This is a genomic window from Methylobacterium sp. AC690 (assembly GCF_979256535.1).
This window is the reverse complement of the sequence record NZ_CEEDOX010000150.1, coordinates 1-233: the sequence shown is the minus strand read 5'-3', so window position 1 is coordinate 233 and position 233 is coordinate 1. Positions and strand designations below refer to the sequence as shown.

1 pseudogene is annotated in these 233 nt (G+C 74.7%); it reads left to right on the top strand.

The features are described from left to right. Positions 1-233: pseudogene (locus AC0IY1_RS25675) on the top strand (hypothetical protein); the annotation flags it as partial.

Here is a 233-nt window from a genome sequence, read left to right as displayed (position 1 = left end):
CTTCGCGGGCTCGCCCGGCGGCGGTGGGGACCGACCCGAGTTCGACTACTGGGTCGGGCGGTCCGCTCCGGCCGGGTTCCCGCTGCCGATCTGGCGGCGGATCGTCCTGCGTCTCCTGGGGAAGGAAACGGCCTCTCTGACCGATTACTGCGATCCAGCCGGTCTCCCGGCTCTGCGCACGGCCATCCGCTCCCACCTGCGGCGGGCCCGGGCGGTGGCGGTCCCCGCGGAGC